The organism is Paenibacillus sp. J31P316 (assembly GCF_056269105.1).
Genome location: NZ_JBWDNI010000004.1, coordinates 315055 through 332859 on the forward strand (window position 1 = coordinate 315055; position 17805 = coordinate 332859).

At 57.5% G+C, this 17805-nt stretch carries 16 protein-coding genes; 14 read left to right on the forward strand and 2 right to left on the reverse strand.

Annotated features, from left to right (window positions below):
* The first annotated feature begins 70 nt into the window (after positions 1 to 70).
* Together AC0YNU_RS16820 and AC0YNU_RS16825 are read left to right on the forward strand one after the other, a co-directional pair.
* Entirely contained in the window at positions 71 to 841 is a 771-nt protein-coding gene (locus AC0YNU_RS16820) for an ABC transporter ATP-binding protein (RefSeq protein WP_475758539.1), read from the forward strand.
* Positions 825 to 2069 (forward strand): ABC transporter permease, encoded by a 1245-nt coding sequence (locus tag AC0YNU_RS16825; protein ID WP_475758541.1) that lies wholly within the window; start codon positions 825 to 827, stop codon positions 2067 to 2069. The genes AC0YNU_RS16820 and AC0YNU_RS16825 overlap by 17 nt, the downstream gene beginning before the upstream one ends.
* A 1317-nt stretch (positions 2070 to 3386) precedes the next feature.
* Here the strand turns inward: AC0YNU_RS16825 and AC0YNU_RS16830 are convergent.
* On the reverse strand, positions 3387 to 3908 hold the full coding sequence (locus AC0YNU_RS16830; protein WP_475758543.1) for a GNAT family N-acetyltransferase: 522 nt from the start codon (positions 3906 to 3908) through the stop codon (positions 3387 to 3389).
* Between the two features lie 299 nt (positions 3909 to 4207).
* On the opposite strand from AC0YNU_RS16830, the gene AC0YNU_RS16835 reads away from it, so the two are divergent.
* From AC0YNU_RS16835 to AC0YNU_RS16880, 10 genes are all read left to right on the forward strand, one after another.
* Positions 4208 to 5086, forward strand: a complete 879-nt coding sequence (locus AC0YNU_RS16835) for a LysR family transcriptional regulator (protein WP_475758545.1) — start codon at positions 4208 to 4210, stop codon at positions 5084 to 5086.
* 252 nt (positions 5087 to 5338) lie between these two features.
* Positions 5339 to 6208 carry a transporter substrate-binding domain-containing protein gene (locus AC0YNU_RS16840; protein WP_475758547.1) on the forward strand — a complete coding sequence of 290 codons (870 nt, stop codon included), beginning with the start codon at positions 5339 to 5341 and terminating at the stop codon, positions 6206 to 6208.
* A 21-nt stretch (positions 6209 to 6229) separates the two neighbouring features.
* A complete protein-coding gene (locus AC0YNU_RS16845) occupies positions 6230 to 7018 on the forward strand; it encodes an amino acid ABC transporter permease (RefSeq protein WP_475758549.1) in 789 nt (262 codons plus the stop codon).
* Position 7019: 1 nt separating this feature from the next.
* On the forward strand, positions 7020 to 7730 hold the full coding sequence (locus tag AC0YNU_RS16850) for an amino acid ABC transporter permease (RefSeq protein WP_475758551.1): 711 nt from the start codon (positions 7020 to 7022) through the stop codon (positions 7728 to 7730).
* Complete coding sequence (locus AC0YNU_RS16855) at positions 7727 to 8479, forward strand: amino acid ABC transporter ATP-binding protein (protein WP_475758553.1); 753 nt, start codon at positions 7727 to 7729, stop codon at positions 8477 to 8479. Before AC0YNU_RS16850 ends, AC0YNU_RS16855 begins: the two co-directional genes overlap by 4 nt.
* Before the next feature lie 22 nt (positions 8480 to 8501).
* The gene (locus AC0YNU_RS16860; protein ID WP_475758555.1) at positions 8502 to 9617 is read left to right on the forward strand and encodes an LLM class flavin-dependent oxidoreductase; all 1116 of its coding nucleotides are present in this window, start codon (positions 8502 to 8504) and stop codon (positions 9615 to 9617) included.
* Positions 9618 to 9635: 18 nt separating this feature from the next.
* Positions 9636 to 10802, forward strand: a complete 1167-nt coding sequence (locus AC0YNU_RS16865; RefSeq protein WP_475758557.1) for an amidohydrolase — start codon at positions 9636 to 9638, stop codon at positions 10800 to 10802.
* A 62-nt stretch (positions 10803 to 10864) separates the two neighbouring features.
* Entirely contained in the window at positions 10865 to 11344 is a 480-nt protein-coding gene (locus tag AC0YNU_RS16870) for a DinB family protein (protein ID WP_475758559.1), read from the forward strand.
* Positions 11345 to 11382: 38 nt separating this feature from the next.
* The gene (locus tag AC0YNU_RS16875; RefSeq protein WP_475758561.1) at positions 11383 to 12714 is read left to right on the forward strand and encodes an LLM class flavin-dependent oxidoreductase; all 1332 of its coding nucleotides are present in this window, start codon (positions 11383 to 11385) and stop codon (positions 12712 to 12714) included.
* A gap of 409 nt (positions 12715 to 13123) precedes the next feature.
* Positions 13124 to 14347, forward strand: coding sequence for an acyltransferase (locus AC0YNU_RS16880; protein ID WP_475758563.1), 1224 nt, complete (start codon positions 13124 to 13126; stop codon positions 14345 to 14347).
* Between the two features lie 143 nt (positions 14348 to 14490).
* Here AC0YNU_RS16880 and AC0YNU_RS16885 read toward each other — a convergent pair whose 3' ends face one another.
* The gene (locus AC0YNU_RS16885) at positions 14491 to 15795 is read right to left on the reverse strand and encodes an aminotransferase class I/II-fold pyridoxal phosphate-dependent enzyme (RefSeq protein ID WP_475758565.1); all 1305 of its coding nucleotides are present in this window, start codon (positions 15793 to 15795) and stop codon (positions 14491 to 14493) included.
* A 228-nt stretch (positions 15796 to 16023) separates the two neighbouring features.
* On the opposite strand from AC0YNU_RS16885, the gene AC0YNU_RS16890 reads away from it, so the two are divergent.
* Complete coding sequence (locus tag AC0YNU_RS16890; protein ID WP_475758567.1) at positions 16024 to 16809, forward strand: helix-turn-helix domain-containing protein; 786 nt, start codon at positions 16024 to 16026, stop codon at positions 16807 to 16809.
* A 41-nt stretch (positions 16810 to 16850) separates the two neighbouring features.
* Entirely contained in the window at positions 16851 to 17777 is a 927-nt protein-coding gene (locus AC0YNU_RS16895) for a glycoside hydrolase family 43 protein (RefSeq protein ID WP_475758569.1), read from the forward strand.
* Positions 17778 to 17805: the final 28 nt, after the last annotated feature.

Genomic DNA, 17805 nt, shown 5'->3' on the forward strand with positions numbered 1-17805 from the left:
GTGGTGGAGTAGCGGCTTTTCGCAAAAAACCTTTTTTCGGTATAATGGAAGCACGAGGTGATTTTACGCGATGAAGCCAATATTGGAGGTCAAAGGGCTAACGGGGGGCTACAGTCCCAGGCGGCCCGTGCTGCATGATTTGAATTTCGAAGTCGCCGCGGGCGAAATGGTAGGCTTGATCGGCTTGAACGGTGCCGGCAAGAGTACCGCTATTAAGCATATTCTCGGCCTGATGCAGGCGCATTCGGGGGAGATTCGCATCGACGGCCATACGCTCGCGGAGCAGCCGGAGAAGTACCGGCAGGCGCTTGCCTATGTGCCGGAATCGCCGCTGCTCTTCGACGAGCTGACGGTGGAGGAGCATCTGCGTTTGACGGGCATGGCCTACGGCGTAGAGGAGCCACTCTATGAGAAGCGGAGCGAAAGTCTGTTGGATGAGTTCTACATGACGCCGAAGCGGGGCGCGTTCGCGTCGCATCTCTCGAAGGGGATGCGGCAGAAGGTCATGATTATGAACGCGCTGCTCGCCCGGCCGGCGTTATACGTCATTGACGAACCGTTCCTGGGCTTGGACCCGCTCGGCATCCGGTCGCTGCTGGATAAGCTGGTCGAGGTGACGAAGGAAGGCTCGTCCGTGTTCATGAGCTCGCATATTCTGTCCACGGTAGAGTCGTATTGCAGCCGCTTCATCGTGCTGCACCAGGGTGTCATTGTCGCGCAGGGCACGCTGGCCGACGTCTGCGAGACGGCAGGCATGACGCGTGACGCCGGCGTTGGCTCGCTGGAGGAAGCTTTCTACCGCTTGGTGGCAAATGGGGGATCGCATGGATCGTTCCGTTGATGCGCTATGGCGCAAGCGCGCCAAGGATTTCTGGAGTGGATGCAGCCCTTACCTCCGCGACATGTCCCAGAGCGGGCTGCCCGGCGTCACGATCATGCTGCTGCTCGCCGGAATCGCCGGATATGGTCTGCTGCTGCGGGACATGCCGGCGAATTTCCCGTTCACGCTGGTCGGCGTCGTCGTCTTGTCGCCCTTCCTATGCTGGAGCCCGCTGCGGACATGGCTCCGGGAGGCGGATATCGTCTTCCTCGTGCCGCGCGAAGCGGAGATGCCCGCTTATCTCCGGCGTTCGTTCCGTTATAACAGCTTTGCGTGCGCGGCTGCGGTCCTTATCGTTTGCTTGGTCTACTTACCGCTTTATCTGGCAGGACCGGCTACGACGCCGCCTGTCCTCATCGTTATTTTCGCGCTGCTGCTGAAGCTGATGAATACTGCCGCCGCCTGGCGTGAACGGCAGCTTGCCGGACGCGGCGCACGGCGCTTGATCCGGCTGCTCCGCTGGGGGGCGACCGCTGTCGCGGTGGGCGCGCTGCTTCAAACGGAGCTGTGGAAGACCTTGCTTTACCTTGTCGTCATTGCAGGTCTGTTCTGGCTGCTGTATGCGCGCTTGCCTCGCTATCCGCTGCCATGGCTGACCTTGATCGCCGAAGAACAAGTGACGCGCCGGCGGTATATGGCGTTCTTCAGCGCCTTCGCCGATGTGCCGACGGAGTCGGCTGCGGTGCGTTCGCGGCCCTACATGTCGTGGATGGCGCGATTTGTCCCGTATGGCAAGCGAAGCGCATTTACGTATTTGTACGCGTATACGCTTGTGCGGACGGAGCTCGGCGGCATTATCCTGCGGTTGACGGGACTTGGCATCGTCTCCGGCATGCTGTCCGCTTCCGCAGGCTTGCTCCAGGGCTGGGGCTCGGCTTGCGTCTGCCTGCTGTTCGTGTGGCTCGGCGGCATACAGCTGGGCTCGCTCGCGCACTCGCATAAGCACTCCGTCTGGCGGCTCGTCTATCCGCTGCCGGAGCAGACGCGCCGCGACGCCGTGCTGCGCGTCGATCGGATCGCTGCGCTGATTTGCGCCGTCGCGATCTGGCTGCCGCAAGGCATTCTGCTGCCTGGGCAGGGCATGATCGTGCCTGCGCTGGTTGCGCTCGTGCTGTCGGTGTTCTATGTGCTGGCGCTAAGGCCGGCGCGGATGAAGAAGCTGTTGACGTTTGATCCGGATGATGACTAGGGCTCCGGTTACGCGAATGGATGCTCCCGTGGTGGTGCGCACCAAAGTCGGGCTCCGGTTTTGCGATGGATGCTCCCGTGGTGCTCCGCACCAAAGTCGCATCCATTCGCAAAACCTTCGCTTGCAGCGTTTTTTGAGGGCGCTGCTTCGCACCAAAGTCGCTCCCAGCTCAAAACCTGCGCTTGCAGCGTTTTTTTGAGGGCCGGAGCTTCGAAGCTCGAAGCGTGCTTCGGTTTTGGTCTGGTTGCTCCCGTGGTGCTTCGCACCAAAGTCGCTCCCAGCCCAAAACCTGCGCTTGCAGCGTTCTTGTGGGCAGGGCTTCGAAGCTCGTGGTACTCCGCACCAAAGTCGCTCCCAGCCCAAAACCTTCGCTCCCAGCCCAAAACCTTCGCTTGCAGCGTTCTTGTGGGCAGGGCTTCGAAGCTCGTGGTGCTCCGCACCAAAGTCACTCCCAGCCCTAAACCTGCGCTTGCAGCGTTCTTGTGGGCAGGGCTTCGAAGCTCGTGGCGCTCCGCACCAAAGTCACTCCCAGCCCTAAACCTGCGCTTGCAGCGTTCTTGTGGGCAGGGCTTCGAAGCTCGAAGCGGGCTCCTAGTTGCTCCCGTGGTGCTTCGCACCAAAGTTGCTTCCAGCCCAAAACCTTCGCTGCTGCGCTGCCCGCATAAATGTGTAGTGCAGATCATCAACTATTGGAGCAGGACGCAAATAAATGCAAATATGCATCTGTTTTTGGCTAAAACAGAGGTTTTGAGCAGAATAAGTGCAAATATGCACTTATTTTATTGTGATCTCATCGGTTTGCTGCTCTGTCACGCTAATTAGCTGCAGATTTGCATTTATTTCAAATAAAGTTGGTCAATCGGAGTAAATAAATGCAGATTTGCACTTATTTTGCGGGGGGTGGCACTAGCCACGTAAAAGTTAGCTTCAGTTCTTGTTAATTTGACTTCGGAACCTGGCATTACATGCTCGTATCCCGTGAACGGAAGCAGGCTGATGTTAGCGAAACGGCGCACAAGCATGCCTCGTTCCGTCCAGTTTATGCAACGCGGAACCGGACAGCCGGGCTCGCAAGACGCGAAGCGGAACCAGTCAGCCCGCGCCTGTATCCGCGAAGCGGACCCCGGCTAGGACCCGAGCGTGCTAAAAATGCATCCATCCAACGACTGATCATTTTTCGCGAGGGCTAAGCGCGAGATCCTATTCGAGCGTATGAAACATAAACCTGCTATCTGCACATTCATACAAAAAGCACCGACAACGCCTCACGCTGGCGCTTGCCGGTGCTTCTTTTATTGGCAGGCTGCCAACGCCTTACTAGATCAAGGCAGCTTTTTGCTTCAAGTCCAGCCGATAGCCTTTGACCAGCGTATCGCCGTTCATGATATCGGTATTGAATGCGCGCTCGAAGCCCAGCCGCTCGTAGAGGCTGACCGCGGACGCCATCATGTCGGACGTATGCAGGTTCAGCCACTCCGCTCCCAGCAGGACGGATCTGGAGACGGCTTCGCGGATGAGCGCCGTCGCGATGCCTTTGCCCCGATGCTCCGGCGGCACGGCAAGCAAGCGAATGATGGGGTTCGTAATGCCGAGCTGCGGCGCTCCGTAGGCGGCTGTCGAGTCGAGGAAAAGCTGGGCGGAGCCGACGATGCGGCCGTCCTCTTCCGCGACGATTCTCGCCGCGACCCCTTCGTTGTCGAAGGAGGCGAGAATGGAGTCGCGGTAAGGCTCCCACCGGTCCGCGGACAATGTCTGCGAGTACTGCGAATAGGCATCGATGCTGACCTGTGTGACCGCGTCGCGGTCTAATTCCGTCGCATCCCGAATGATGATTGTCATCGAATATTCCTCCCTGTCAGCTGACGCCCGCCGGGCGCCTTCAAGTAAAACTTACTATACGCCATAATTCCGACTAAATAAATAGGGTATATAAAAAATAAATACATCGATAGAAAGTTACGATCGTTTCCATTCCATTCTTCTCCAGTCTCCCTCATCTATTCTTCTCTAGTCACCCACCGTTTCCTCCAGTCGGTTAGCAAACGCGATCTCATTGACGCCACGCAGGCAATAGCTATAGAATACATATAATTCCTAGTTAGCTTATGCGAATAATAAAATATAAGGCGGTGCCGGATATGAACATCGAGAATATCGAGGCTTTTGTCTATGTGAATCATTACGGAAGCTTCAACAAAGCGGCCGAGGTGCTGTTCCTCTCCCAGCCGTCGGTTACGGCCCGTATCCAAACGCTGGAGCGCGAGCTCGACTGCAAGCTGTTCGATCGGCTGGGCAAGCAAATCGCGCTGACCGAGAAGGGCAAGCAATTCCTCCCCTACGCGCAGCAGATCATGCAGACGTTCCAGAAAGGCAAGCTGCAAATGCAGCAGCGCAAAACGGTTCCTCACGAGCTGCGGATCGGCGCGACGGTGTCCGTCTCGAATTATCTCATTCCGAGCCTGCTGCCCCGCCTCAAGCAGCGGTACCCGGAAATCCATATCAAGCTGACGACGGCGGGCACGGACGATCTGGTGAATAAGCTGCTGAACAAGGAGATCGATCTCGCATTCGTGCGCAAGGTGGTTCACCCGTCCCTGATCTCTTATAAGTTTTACGAGGATCCGATCAAACTATACGTGTACGAAGGGCATCCTTTCACGCAGAAGAGCGACGTGTCTATCGAAGAGATCAGCTTCCAGCCGCTCGTCTTCTTCGAATGCGGCTCGCTTGACTGGATGCGGGTGCACCGCGTATTCGACAGCCTGGACCGTCAGCCGAACATCGAATACCTCGTCGACAATTCCGAGTCGGCCAAGAAGCTCGTGCTGGAGCGCGCCGGCATCTGCTTCCTGCCAGGTTTGTGCGTGGAGGATGAAGTGCGGGACAAAAGTCTCTTTCCGATTGAGTTCGAGGAAGTGAACGGCATCACGCTGCAGACGAACCTGATTGCCCGGAACGGCGAGCATGCCATGTTCGCGGAATCGTTGCTGGAGATCGGGGAATCGCTGTTCGGCTAATGCTGCACGCCCTAAATGAGGTGTCCAGGCGAAAGATCGAATCTCTCCATCGACATATAGAAAATCTCTATTGAAAAGTGGATTGACCGATCGCTGCCTTGGATGATAAATTAGTTTCAATCCAATTCCGATTAAAACGATTGGAATTATAAAATTTAGATTTGGCGACGATCTACCATTCCTGTGGAGGTCCGAGGGCACAGCTTTGGCCGGCATGGCTAAGGAACATCACACAGTGGAGGTAGAGGGGTTATGAAAAAGACAATGATCGGCACGGCAGGTTTGGCTTTGGTGGCATTAACGGTGATTTCGACGGGATGCGGTTCGAAGAACGAAACGAACGATGCTAGCGCGAACGCTTCCGGCAATGCGAAGGCGAATAACGCGGCCGCAAGCGGGAACAGCGCGGCGGACGTGAAGAAAATCATCGTCGGAACGGGAACGCAATTCCCGCAAGTATGCTTCTTGGACGAGAACGGCAAGCTGACCGGCTTCGACGTCGAGCTCGTGAAAGAAATCGACAAGCGCCTTCCGGGCTACGCGTTCGAGTTCCAGACGCTCGATTTCTCCAACCTGCTGCTCAGCCTCGAAACGAAGAAGATCGATTTCGTAGCGCACGAGATGGAGCAGAACCCGGACCGCGCGGCTAAATATTTGTTCAACAAAGAGGCGTACGCGCACTGGAAAACGAAGATCATCGTGCCGAAGGATGGGCCGACGTACAAAAACCTGGATGACCTGAAGGGCAAGAAAGTACTGACGACCGCAACGAGCGCCGAGGCGACGCTGCTGGAAACCTATAATAAATCGCATGACGACGCGATCAAGATCGTCTATACGAACGGCGCGGCCAATGATACCGTCAGCCAACTGACATCGGGCCGGGTAGATGCCACGCTGGGCGCGGACTTCACGCTTTCGCTGATCGATCCGCAGGCGAAGCTGGCGTCGGTCGGCGATACGCTTGAAGAAGCCGACGTGCAATTCGTATTCCGCAAGGACGATGCGGACGGACAGAAGCTGGCGGACGCCGTGGACGGCGCCATCAAAGAAATCAAATCGGACGGCACGCTGAGCAAGCTGAGCGTACAATGGCTCGGCGCTGACTACACGCAAGAATAAGGCTGAAGGAGGGAAAGGAAGATGGGTGAAAAGTTCGACATCAGCTATGTCTTCACGTTTTTCCCCAAGCTCGCAGGAACGCTCCAGACAACGCTGATCATCGTGGGCGGAGCGCTGCTGACCAGCCTGATCGTCGGCTTTCTCGTAGCGCTTCCTCGCCTATATAAGGTACCTGTCCTGCAGCGGCTGTCTCAGCTCTACGCTTCGTTCTTCAGGGGCACGCCGATTCTGATCCAGCTCTTCCTGTTCTATTACGGACTGCCGGAGATCTTGAAGCTCGTGAATATCGACGTCAGCCGGGCGCCCGTGCTCGTGTTCGTCATTCTGACCTATGGCCTGCACACCGGCGCCTATGTGTCGGAAACGATCCGATCGGCCGTTGCCTCCGTGGACCGGGGGCAGGTGGAAGCCGCCTATTCGGTCGGGATGTCCGGTTACCAAGCGTTCACGCGCATCGTAATGCCGCAGGCGCTCGCGATCGCGGTGCCGGTGCTCTCCAACGTCATTCTGGCGCTGCTGAAGGATACGTCGCTCGCATTCTCGCTCGGCGTCATGGAGATGACGGGCAAGTCGCAGACGCTGGCGACGCTGACGAATCATTTTGTCGAAAGCTATATCTCGCTCGCGCTGATCTATTTGGTCATCAGCATGGTACTGGAACGGCTGCTCATTATTCTGGAGCGCAGGCTGCTGCGGCACGAGAGCCGCGTTGCAGATTCGTTCCCGGTATTCCGCCGCGAGCGGTTCCGCCGAATCCGCCAATGGTTCACCCGCGAACGCAACGTTCGTTTCAGAGAGGAGGCGCAGTAGTATGAAGCTGGATCCGTCATTCATCTGGGAAGCTTTGATTAAACTGCTTCCCGTCATCCCGACCTCGCTGCTCATCACGGCGGTGTCCGTGCTCTTCGGTTTCGTCATCGGAACGGTCGTTGCGTTCATCCGCATCTACAAAGTGCCTGTTCTTCATCTGATTGCCTCCGCCTACGTCACGTTCATCCGGGGCACGCCGATGCTGACGCATCTGTTGATCATCTATTTCGGCTTGCCGCTGATCATCGATGCCGTAAGCTCGCAGTTTGGACTCGGATTTCGTTCGGCGTCCATTCCGATGATCGATTTCGCTTTCATCGCGTTCTCGCTTACGGCCGGCGGTTACATGTCGGAGGTCGTTCGCTCGGGTCTGCTTACCGTGAACCGGGGTCAGATCGAAGCCGCCTACTCGGTCGGCATGACGACGCCCCAGGCGATCCGCCGCATCGTATTCCCGCAGGCGATGGCCGCGAGCATTCCGAACTTGTCCAATGCGGTCATCGGCATGCTGCACGCATCGACGCTGGCTTTTACCGTATCGGTCGTGGAGCTGTTCGCCAAAGCGCAGATCGTCGCGTCGACCAACTGGAAGTTCTTCGAGGCTTACTTGGCCGCCGCCATTATTTTCTGGGGACTGACGGTCCTGATCGAGCGCGTCGCCGTTCTCTTGGAGAAACGGGTCAATTCTTACAATCGGGGTGGAGTCGCATGATCAAGCTGACGGGCATTACCAAATCATTCGGCAGACAACAGGTGCTGCAAGGCATCGATCTTAAAGTCGAGAAGGGCGAGGTCGTCGTCATTCTGGGACCGAGCGGCTCCGGCAAAACGACGCTTCTGCGCTGCATCAACTACCTGGAACGGCCGAACGACGGGCGTATCGCGATCGGCGATTTCGAGGTCGACTGCAGCCGCGCAAGCAAGAAGGATATCTACGCGCTGCGGGGCAAAACGGCGATGGTGTTCCAGCATTACAATCTCTTCAAGCACAAAACCGTGCTGGAGAACGTCATGGAAGGCCTCGTCATCGTGCAGAAGATGCCCAAAGAAACGGCGCGCCGACGCAGCATCGAGGTACTGGAGAAAGTCGGTCTCGGCGAGAAGCTGGACGCTTATCCGAGCATGCTCTCCGGCGGACAGCAGCAGCGCGTCGGCATCGCCCGGGCGCTGGCACTGAATCCGGAGGTCATCCTGTTCGATGAACCGACCTCGGCGCTGGATCCCGAGCTCGTAGGCGAGGTGCTGGCGGTCATTCGCCGGATCGCGAAGGAAGGCATCACGATGATCGTCGTCACGCACGAGATGGGCTTTGCCCGCGACGTGGCGAATCACGTGGTGTTCATGGACGGCGGCGTCATCGTCGAAGAAGGCGCGCCGAAGGATATTTTCAACAAACCGCAGGAAGAGCGGACGAAGCAGTTCTTCAAGCGGATCATGCCGGAGCCGGCCTATTCCATCTAACTGCCATCAGGAGGGAAAAGCAATGGGAATTATTCTTAGCATTTTGGACCAAACGCCGATTTATCCGGGGGAGACGGCGGCGGAGGCGTTTCGCCATACGGTGACGCTGGCGCAGCGGGTCGAGGCGCTCGGCTACAGACGCCTGTGGGTGTCGGAGCATCACGATTCGGAGCATGTCGGGGGATCGTCCCCGGAGGTGCTGATCTCGCATCTGCTCGCCAAGACGGAACGGATCACGATCGGCTCGGGCGGCATCATGCTGCAGCATTACAGTCCTTACAAAGTCGCGGAGAACTTCAACGTGCTGGCATCGCTGGCACCGGGTCGCGTCGATCTCGGCATCGGACGCGCGCCGGGCGGACTGCCCCGCTCGACGCAGGCGCTGCAGCGCGGCATTCAAGATCCTCCGTCCTTGACGGACAAAATCGTCGAACTGGAGAAATTCATTCACGGCAAGCTGGAGGACGATCATCCGCTCGCGGGACTGAAAGCTTCGCCGTCGCCGGAGCGGGCACCGGAGCTATACGTGCTCGGCACGAGCGTCGGCAGCGCTGAAATCGCGGCTTCGCTCGGCCTGCCTTACGTGTTCTCGCAGTTCATCAACAGCGATGAGGCGGTCGCGCTGGCTGCCTTCGCGGCATACCGCGCGCAGTTCAATTACGAGAGCGGCCGGCAGCCGCAGGCGATCTTCGCGCTTGCCGTCATCGTGGCGGACAGCGACGAGGAAGCCGATGGACTCGCCGGCAACCACCAGCTGGTCAAGATTCATCTCGAGAGCGGCCGCACGCTGACCGTCGGCACGATCGAACAAGCGGAGGAATACGGCAGGCAGTCCAACGAGAAATACCGGATCGAGGTCAAAGCGCCCGAGGTCACGAAGGGCTCCAAAGAGACGGTTCGCGTCAAGCTGCTGGAATTGCAGGAGAAGTTCGGCGTGGAAGAGTTCATCGTGACGACGAACGTGCCTGTTTTCGAGAAACGGCTGCGCTCGTTCGAATTGTTGAAGGAAGCTTTCGCCGAGGAATGGATCTCGCCGAACTGGACCGTGTCGAATACGTCGGATACGGCGATCGGCGATACAGGTTCGTCCGAGTCCAATCAAACAGCATCGAATCCGTCGGTTTCGGCGGCGGTCTAATAGCAGGAGGGAATCGACATGGTTGAACGTATTGCGGAAGCCGGCTTGTCCGGACTGGAAGGGAAGCTGGTCGACATCCGCCGCGAGCTGCACCGGAATCCGGAGCTGTCGCTTGAAGAGTTCGAGACGACGGCCGCAATCCGGCGCTGGCTTGAGGAAGCGGGCATCCGAATCGCGGATTACGGTCTGAGGACCGGCGTGATCGCGGAAATCGGCGGATTGCAGCCTGGCCCGATCGTGGCGGTACGCGCGGACATCGACGCGCTTCCGATCCAGGAAGAGACGGGGCTGCCCTTCGCGTCGCGGACGCCAGGGCGGATGCATGCGTGCGGCCATGATTTTCATACGGCCGCGGTCATCGGCACGGCGCTGCTGCTGAAGGCGCGCGAGCATGAGCTGCGCGGCACGGTGCGGCTGCTGTTCCAACCCGCGGAAGAGAAGGCGAAGGGTGCCCAGCAGCTTATTGCCGCCGGCGTACTGGATGGCGTGAACGCGGTGTTCGGCATGCATAATAAGCCGGACTTGCCCGTCGGTACCGTCGGCATCAAGGAAGGACCGCTTATGGCGGCTGCGGACGGCTTCGTCGTGGAAGTCGCGGGACTGGGCTCGCATGCCGCGGTGCCTGAAGCGGGAATCGACCCGATCGTGGCATCCGCCCATATCATTACGGCGCTGCAAACGATCGTGAGCCGGAACGTGGGGTCGCTGCAAAGCGCAGTCATCAGCGTGACGAAGCTGCACAGCGGCACGGCTTGGAACGTCATTCCGGACAAAGCGGTGCTCGACGGCACGATTCGCACGTTCGACGAAGAGGTTCGGCAGCATGTGCTGCGGCGTTTCCGGGAAGTGGTCGATGGCGTTGCTGCGGCATGCGGCACGACGGCGGAGATTCGCTGGATACAGGGACCGCCGCCGGTGACGAACGACGCGTCGCTCGTTCCGCTGGCTCGGCAAGCCGCATCGGATGCCGGACTGCAGGCAATCGTGCCGACGCCTTCGCCCGCGGGAGAAGACTTCGCGTTCTACCAGCGGGAAGTACCGGGGCTCTTCGTCTTCATGGGTACTTCCGGCAGCCGGGAATGGCATCACCCCGGCTTCGATATCGACGAGGGGGCGATGCTGCCGAGCGCGAAGTTTTTCGCAAGCTTGGCCGAATCGGCGCTGCTGGAACTGGCATCCAATTGAGATGAAAACGCTGCTTGACCCTATATAGCTCTGCCCAAAAACGCAAACGGAGGGACTGCTCTATGACCGCGAACCAGATTGCTACGCTATTATTCGATTATGCGGAGCTGCATCGGCAGTTGAAACAGAAGATCGCGAACCTGAACGAAGATCAAGTAACATGGAAGGCTGCGACCGGCGTCTGGAGCGTGACGGAGGTGCTGTCGCATCTGACGGACCACGCGATCGTGGTCGGCTTCCGGATCCGCGAGATTCTGGCGGAATCGCCGGCGAAGCTTCCGGCATTCAACCAGAACGCTTGGGTGGAGTCCTCGTCCGCGAGCAAAGGCTCGGTCGACGATATTCTGGCGTTCTATGACGCTTACTTAACGTATAATCTGCACCTTCTGAAGCGGATTGCAGCAGAGGATTGGGATAAGACCGGCGTGAATTTCAAAGACGAGACCGTCACGCTTCGCGATGTCGTCTGGGGCTTCATCAAGCACGTGAATCATCATATCGGGCAAATCGAACGCATCACGGCCGCGTACGTCGTCGTTTAATACGAGATTCGATCGACAACTTGAAGGAGGAGATCTACATGAGCAAATCCCGTAAACAATTGAAACTCGGGGCGCTGCTGCACGGCGTCGGGGGCAATCCCGCAATGTGGCGTCATCCCGACACGCAGCCGGACGCCAGCGTGAACTTCGGTCTCTATAAGCAATGGGTGCAGAAGGCGGAAGAAGGCAAGCTGGACTTGATCTTCATCGCGGACGGCCTGTATATCAACGAGAAGTCGATTCCGCATTTCCAAAACCGCTTCGAGCCGATCTCGCTGCTCAGCGCGCTCGCTTCGGTCAGCAGCAACATCGGGCTGGTCGGCACGCTGTCCACGTCCTACAGCGAACCGTTCACGGTCGCGCGCCAATTCGGCTCGCTGGACGTGCTGAGCGGGGGCCGCGCGGGCTGGAACATCGTGACGTCTCCGCTGGAAGGCTCCGCGCTCAACTACGGCAAGAAGGAGCATCCGGAGCATGACCTGCGGTACCGGATCGCGACGGAATACCTTGAAGTGACGCGCGGTTTGTGGGATTCCTGGGAGGATGACGCGTTCGTGCGGGACAAAGAATCCGGCGTCTTCTTCGATCCGGAGAAAGTGCATGCGCTGAACCACGAAGGCGAGTTCTTCTCGGTCAAAGGACCGCTAAATATCGCGCGCTCCAAGCAAGGCCGACCGGTCATTTTCCAAGCGGGCATGTCCGAGGTAGGCAAGAATTATGCGGCGAAGGAAGCGGATGCAATCTTTACGGGACATGAGAACGTCGAAGACGGGATTGCGTTCTACAACGACGTGAAGGCGCGGGCAGTATCGTTCGGCCGTTCGGCGGACGAGGTGCTCATCTTCCCTGGCATCGGACCGATCATCGGGGCGACGGAAGAAGAAGCGGAACGCAAGTACCAAGAAGTCGCCAACCTGATCACGATCGAGACGGCGCTTAACTATCTCGGCCGATTCTTCGAGCATCACGATTTCGCGCAATACCCGCTGGATGAGCCGTTTCCGGAGCTTGGCGACTTGGGACGCAACAGCTTCCAGAGCGGCACGGACAAAATCAAGAAGGACGCGAAGGAGCGCAATCTGACGCTCCGCCAAGTCGCGCTCCAAGCGGTGACGCCGAGAGGCCGGTTCATCGGCACGCCGGAGAAGGTCGCGGACGCCATCGAGGAGTGGTTCGTGCGCGGCGCAGCCGACGGCTTCATGCTGGCGGAAGCGGTACCGAACGGGCTTAAAGATTTCGTTGACCATGTCGTGCCGATTCTGCAGCAGCGCGGCTTGTTCCGGACGGAGTACGAGAGCGACACGCTCCGCGGCAATCTGGGATTAGAAATTCCTGCCAATCGGTATACGCTGGAGAAGGCGCCGATCTAAGCGGGAACGGGTAAGCACGCAGCAGCTTCGAAAGGGCCGAAAGGCCTGCCGGAGCTGCTTTTTTTGCGTTCAGCAGCTGGCTGAGCGGCGCTCATCCGGCGTTCGATCTTGGCTCGGATTGCCACTCGGAGCGACAAACTGCGGTGACGGTACGGGAATCCGGCCGCGACTCATAGTTTCAAATCATTTGGAAAACAGTATTAATATAACAAGCAGTTGCAAGCCGCATGTTTGTAATCAAGGATTATAACCCGATAAGTTGAAAACAATTTCCAGTACACTGCATTGGCGAAGTAGCGGCGAATTTGCAGCAAGAGCTGCACCAAGTACACTGCATGGCACAACATAGATAGGTAAGCTGCGAGTGCAGCTGGGTATACACGCTTAAAGGGAGGCGGCTTTGCTTCAAATGAAAACGACAACGATTCCCCCTGCAAGCGCAAAGCGCAAAGAACGGGTGCCGGAGCTTGAAATGCTGCGCGGTATCGCGATTCTCGGCGTACTGATGGTGCATGCCACGTCGTCGGCGGTGGTGGCGGTGCAAAATTCATGGGTACGGGACGCGTACGTCGTGCTCAATGCGTTTTCGCTATTTTGCGTGCCGGCTTTTATTTTTCTATCGGGCTTCGTGCTGTTCTACAATTATTTCGATCGGCCGCTTACGTTATCCGGTCTCCGGACGTTCTACGGAAAACGGCTCAAAGGGCTGGTGCTTCCGTATGTCTTGGTGTCGCTCGGCTACGAGCTGGCGAAGCATATGCTGAATCACCGGGCCTGGGAGCCCGCGGCGATGCTAAGGTTGTTCGGAGAGCATCTGCTGGCCGGCAATGCGTATCCGCATCTGTATTATATTCTGATCACGATCCAGCTTTATCTGCTGTTCCCATTGCTGCTGCTGTTGTTTCAGAAGATGCGGGGCTCGGTCGGATGCGCCATTCTGCTCGGCTTCGTCATCCAATGGGCATTCTACCTGCTGAACCGGAATGTTTGGCATATGGGGGACAAAGGGAGCTGGTCGTTCACGTATTTCTCGGCTTTTCTGCTCGGCGCCTATCTAGGCATGAGATTCGAGACATTTAGAAGATGGATATTGGACAAGTCGGATAGAAGCACCACGGCCTCGAGACGCGCTGTACGAATAGGACTTGTTCTATCGGCATGGTTGGCGGTGACCGTCGGCTTCATCTGGATTCATATCGCGAATCGCAATGGCGAGGCCGTTCCCGAGGGTTATTGGTTCGAAATCGGGTACAATCTGTTTACGCTGCTGACTACGCTGCTCCTGCTGAAAGCCTGCGTATGGCTCAGACGGCGGAAGGCGGCGCGGTTGACGTCGTCCACGCTCTCGGATTTGGGTGCTTTGTCATTCGGCATCTATCTTATTCATCCGTTCTTCCTGCTCCTCTACCATCACCATCCGCCGGCTTCCGCGCAGCCGGTCATCTATCACTTGTGGACGGCAGGCGGCTATCTGTTCGCCCTTGCGGCATCGCTGCTCGTCTTGATTTTGGCGCATCGCTACATTCGCGGGGCTTGGATCTTTTTCGGGCCGACGCCATCCAGATTCCAAGCACATACGGCAAGCGAGCCAAAGCCAGCCATTGAGCTGGTGTTCGTCAAAGCGGGCGAATAGGCAGTGAAAGGGCTGTGGATAGGCAATGGAAGGCAATAAGAAGGTTATGAACAGGAAGTAATGCGTTCGGAAAATGAAAAAGAGGCAATCCCGAACGAAACGTTCGGAGTTGCCTCTTTGGTATGGTTACGCGAGCAGGCGTGCTATTTGGCAGCGACGGCCACTTCTTGCACGGCTTTATAAATCGTGTCGAACAGCTCTTCCAGGTTCGCTTCCTCGATGCAGGAGAACGCGACGCGCAGATCGGTCGAGCCGAGCGCGATCGTGCCGACGCCGTATTCGTCGAGCAGGCGCGTCCGCACCGATTCGGCGTCCGCGGCGTTCAGCTTCAGGCACATGAAGTAGCCGGAGTTGAACGGGTAGTAGGACCACACGTCGCCGTAGCGGCCGCTGTCGAGCAGGTCCTTTACTTTGTTGGCGCGGCCTTTCATGATGGCGAACTTCTCATCCTTCTGCGCCTCGAAGTCCGGCGATTGGAGCGCCTTCAGGACGAAGGTCTGCGACGGATGAGGACCGCTGGAGATCGTCGCGCGGATGATGCCGAGCGTCTTCTGCTCCAGGGCGCTCAGGATGGCATCGGAACCGGCTGCGTAAGTGATAAAGCCGACGCGGAAGCCCCATACGTATTCTTCCTTCGTCGCGCCGTCGACCTTGATCGGCAGAATGCGCGGGTGCAGGCCGGCCAGTTGGCCGAACAGCGATTCCTGCAAGGAGCCTTCGAAGAACAGGCCGAAATACGCGTCGTCCGTGACGGTTACGACATTGATGCCGGCTTCCGCCGCATCGACGAGCGCCGCGACAATCTCCCTACCTTCATCCGCGGCAGGCGTATAGCCTGTCGGATTGTTCGGGAAGTTCAGGACGACGATTGCCTTGCCTTTGCTCTTCTGTGCCAGCAGCGCTTCGCGAAGACCTTGGCTGTTAAAACGGTTTTCGCTGTTGTACAGCGGATATTCAACGATTTCCGCCCCGCGGCGCACGCCGAAGGTCAGTTCGTAATTTTCCCAGTTTTTGTTCGGAATGATGACGGCGTCACCTGCATCGGCGAACAGATCCGCCACGATGCTGAGGCCATGCGTAAGCGCATTGGTCACGACCGGATTGCCGTACGCTTTGCTTGCGAGCGACGGATTTTCCTTGAGCATTTTGGTGCGCCATGCGGCACGCAGCTCGGGCTTGCCGGCTGGAGGCGCATATTCGTACAGATCTTTCGGATTGTAGGCGGAGAGCGTGTCCTGGATGACCTTAAGGTGCATCGGCTGACCGTTCTCGATTGCAATGCCGATCGTTGCGTTGTATTTCTTCGCCTTCGCTTTTGCTTCGGCCGATTGGCTCAAAATGCCTTCCTTCGGGAAATAGATGGCTTTACCGAGTGTGGATAACATTTGGAAAACGTGGCCGTTCTCGCGCTCAATCGTCGCGTTCAATTGCTGGGCAAGTGGGTTCATGGACTTTGTTCATCCCTTCAGTGGTTCAGTCTCGTATTTGTTGATTTCCCATCGGAAACCGATTAGTCGATATTATACCACTTAAGAGGAGCGAAAGACTACGGCTGCCCCTTCACTTTTCAAACAATAATTGAAAAAGTTCGTCTCCGATCCATGTCACGTTGGCAAAGGATTCGCAGTATTGTATGATGGCTTCGACATTGTTTTTGCATGGGGAGGAATCCGAGGATGCTGCACTGTTCGCCGTCATCGTTTCAATTAAAGCCCGCCTTCGCGAAAATCGTTTGCGAGCCTGGATGGAAATGGCAGAAACGCGAAAAGCCCTTGTCGAATTACGATCTATTCTACGTCTGGAGCGGTAGTGGGGAAGTGATGTTGAACGGCGTTCCGGTTCCCGTGAGCAAGGGCAGCTGCTTCCTATTCCGCCCGGGCGACTTCACGAGCGCGACGCATGATCCGCAGCGGCCGCTCGTATTGACGTACATCCATTTCGACGTTACGGAACCGGTCGACATGATTCCGGAATCGTACCGGAGGCTGGAGGAAACGGTCGATTTTGAATACTTGCTGGTTCGCTATGTCAGACTGTTCCTGGTCAAGACGTACGCGGCGGAGGAAGAGGCGCAGCTGATCCTGAAGCAGCTGATCATCCATCTGCTTCGGGCCGATCGGGAAGCCCCCGTGGAACGCAAGTCGAGCAATCAGCTGACGGAAGCGATTCACGAGATCGCGAACTTCATCCGCCAAAATCCGGGCATCGCGCACCGCGTCGAGGATTTGGCGCTGCGCGCGCAGCTGTCGCCGCGGTATTTCTCGATCAAATTCAAAGAGATGATCGGTTCCTCGGTCCAATCGTATATGATTCGGACTCGGATCGAACGGGCGCAGCATCTGCTGATGCATGCCGGGATGAACGTGACGGAGGTTGCGGACGCGCTCGGGTACCGGGATATTTTCTTCTTCAGCAGGCAGTTCAAGCAGTATACGGGCAAGAGCCCGTCGGAGATCCGATAGGGCGGCTCGACCTGAATTCAGTCAAGGAGGACATGCAGCGCATGACAAACAAAACACACTCTGGCAATCCTATTTTTCCAGGCTGGTATGCAGACCCGGAGGCGCGTATTTTCGAGGGACGTTATTGGATTTACCCCACGTATTCCGCGCCTTACGAGGAGCAGACGTATCTGGACGCATTTCATTCGGACGACCTGGTCCATTGGACAAAAGTAGAGCGGATCCTTCGGATGGAGGATTTCGCGTGGATACATAAAGCCGTCTGGGCGCCGTCGCCGATCGAACGGAACGGAAAGTATTATATTTATTTCTCCGGCAACGACATTCAAAGCAACGACGAGCTCGGCGGCATCGGCGTCGGCGTATCGGACCGTCCGGAAGGACCGTTCCTGGATGCGCTTGGCAAACCGCTCATCGACCGCTTCCATATGGGAGCGCAGCCGATCGATCCGCATGCGTTCATCGACGACGATGGACAAGCGTATCTCTATTACGGCGGCTGGGGGCACTGCAACGTAGCGAAGCTGAACGAGGATATGATCAGCTTCAGCCCGTTCGAGGACGGCGAGCTGTTCAAATCCGTGACGCCGAAGGATTACGTCGAGGGTCCTTGCATGATTAAGCGCGGCGGCCAATACGTGTTCATGTGGGCCGAGGGCGGCTGGGGCACGCCGGATTATCGCGTAGCCTACGCGATCTCCGATTCGCCGATCGGACCGTTCGAGCGGCTGGAAACGGTGCTGCAGCAGGATCCGGAGGTTGCGACCAGCGCAGGGCATCACGGCTTCCTGCACATCCCCGGCACGGACGATTATTACATCGTGTACCATCGTCGTCCGTTAGAGGAAACGAACCGCCATCACCGCGTCGTCTGCATCGATGACATGCGTTTCGGCGAGGACGGCACGATCGAACCGGTCAAGCCGACGTTCCAAGGCGTTGCCGCACGCAAGCTAGAGCAATTATAAGCAGCAGTTTATAAGCAGCATGAGCAAG

Bases quoted from the DNA above. Each gene is read 5' to 3' on its own strand.
- AC0YNU_RS16820 (WP_475758539.1), top strand. From the start codon at position 71: ATGAAGCCAATATTGGAGGTCAAAGGGCTAACGGGGGGCTACAGTCCC.
- AC0YNU_RS16825 (WP_475758541.1), top strand. From the start codon at position 825: ATGGATCGTTCCGTTGATGCGCTATGGCGCAAGCGCGCCAAGGATTTC.
- AC0YNU_RS16830 (WP_475758543.1), bottom strand. From the start codon at position 3,908: ATGACAATCATCATTCGGGATGCGACGGAATTAGACCGCGACGCGGTC.
- AC0YNU_RS16835 (WP_475758545.1), top strand. From the start codon at position 4,208: ATGAACATCGAGAATATCGAGGCTTTTGTCTATGTGAATCATTACGGA.
- AC0YNU_RS16840 (WP_475758547.1), top strand. From the start codon at position 5,339: ATGAAAAAGACAATGATCGGCACGGCAGGTTTGGCTTTGGTGGCATTA.
- AC0YNU_RS16845 (WP_475758549.1), top strand. From the start codon at position 6,230: ATGGGTGAAAAGTTCGACATCAGCTATGTCTTCACGTTTTTCCCCAAG.
- AC0YNU_RS16850 (WP_475758551.1), top strand. From the start codon at position 7,020: ATGAAGCTGGATCCGTCATTCATCTGGGAAGCTTTGATTAAACTGCTT.
- AC0YNU_RS16855 (WP_475758553.1), top strand. From the start codon at position 7,727: ATGATCAAGCTGACGGGCATTACCAAATCATTCGGCAGACAACAGGTG.
- AC0YNU_RS16860 (WP_475758555.1), top strand. From the start codon at position 8,502: ATGGGAATTATTCTTAGCATTTTGGACCAAACGCCGATTTATCCGGGG.
- AC0YNU_RS16865 (WP_475758557.1), top strand. From the start codon at position 9,636: ATGGTTGAACGTATTGCGGAAGCCGGCTTGTCCGGACTGGAAGGGAAG.
- AC0YNU_RS16870 (WP_475758559.1), top strand. From the start codon at position 10,865: ATGACCGCGAACCAGATTGCTACGCTATTATTCGATTATGCGGAGCTG.
- AC0YNU_RS16875 (WP_475758561.1), top strand. From the start codon at position 11,383: ATGAGCAAATCCCGTAAACAATTGAAACTCGGGGCGCTGCTGCACGGC.
- AC0YNU_RS16880 (WP_475758563.1), top strand. From the start codon at position 13,124: ATGAAAACGACAACGATTCCCCCTGCAAGCGCAAAGCGCAAAGAACGG.
- AC0YNU_RS16885 (WP_475758565.1), bottom strand. From the start codon at position 15,795: ATGAACCCACTTGCCCAGCAATTGAACGCGACGATTGAGCGCGAGAAC.
- AC0YNU_RS16890 (WP_475758567.1), top strand. From the start codon at position 16,024: ATGCTGCACTGTTCGCCGTCATCGTTTCAATTAAAGCCCGCCTTCGCG.
- AC0YNU_RS16895 (WP_475758569.1), top strand. From the start codon at position 16,851: ATGACAAACAAAACACACTCTGGCAATCCTATTTTTCCAGGCTGGTAT.